The following is a 1,175-nucleotide window of genomic DNA, read 5'->3' on the forward strand; positions in this document are numbered from 1 at the left end:
GCCACCACGCCGGCGCCGACGGTGCGGCCGCCTTCGCGGATGGCGAAACGCAGGCCTTCGTCCATCGCGATCGGGTGGATCAGGCTGACCACCATCTTCACGTTGTCACCCGGCATCACCATTTCCACGCCTTCCGGCAGCTGGCAGGCGCCAGTCACGTCGGTCGTGCGGAAGTAGAACTGCGGACGGTAGCCCTTGAAGAACGGGGTATGACGGCCACCTTCGTCCTTCGACAGCACGTACACCTCAGCCTCGAAGTCCGTGTGCGGGGTAATCGTGCCCGGCTTGGCCAGCACCTGACCACGCTCCACGTCATCGCGCTTGAGACCACGCAGCAGCAGACCGGCGTTGTCGCCTGCCTGGCCCTGGTCCAGCAGCTTGCGGAACATTTCCACGCCCGTGACGGTGGTCTTCTGGGTCGGACGGATGCCCACCACTTCGACTTCGTCACCGACCTTGATGATGCCGCGCTCGATACGACCGGTCACCACGGTGCCGCGGCCGGAGATCGAGAACACGTCTTCCACCGGCATCAGGAACGGCTTGTCGATCGCACGCACCGGCTCCGGGATGTAGGAGTCCAGCGCGTCGACGAGGGCGATGATCGCCGGCACGCCGATTTCSSWCTGGTCGCCTTCCAGCGCCTTCAGSGCCGAACCCTTGATGATCGGGGTGTCGTCGCCCGGGAAGTCGTACTTGGAGAGCAGTTCACGCACTTCCATTTCGACCAGCTCGAGCAGCTCGGCGTCGTCCACCATGTCGGCCTTGTTCAGGAACACGACGATGTACGGCACGCCCACCTGGCGCGACAGCAGGATGTGTTCGCGGGTCTGCGGCATCGGGCCGTCAGCGGCCGAGCACACCAGGATCGCGCCGTCCATCTGCGCGGCACCCGTGATCATGTTCTTCACGTAGTCGGCATGGCCCGGGCAATCCACGTGCGCATAGTGGCGGTTCGGCGATTCGTATTCGACGTGGGCCGTCGAAATCGTGATGCCGCGTGCCTTCTCTTCCGGCGCCGCGTCGATCGCGTCATACGCCTTGAATTCGCCACCGAAGCGCTCTGCGCCGACCTTGGTCAGTGCAGCCGTCAGCGTCGTCTTGCCGTGGTCCACGTGACCAATCGTGCCGACGTTGACGTGCGGCTTGGTGCGTTCGAATTTACCCTTTGCCAT

Annotated in this window: 1 protein-coding gene; it reads right to left on the minus strand. The window is 64.2% G+C overall.

What is annotated here, in order from left to right; translation table 11 throughout:
• A partial coding sequence (tuf, locus tag AC1DMY_RS20830; RefSeq protein ID WP_477166752.1) for an elongation factor Tu occupies nucleotides 1-1,175 on the minus strand: 1,175 nt, incomplete at its 3' end.

The sequence above is a fragment of the Dyella sp. 01L423 genome, assembly GCF_056399945.1.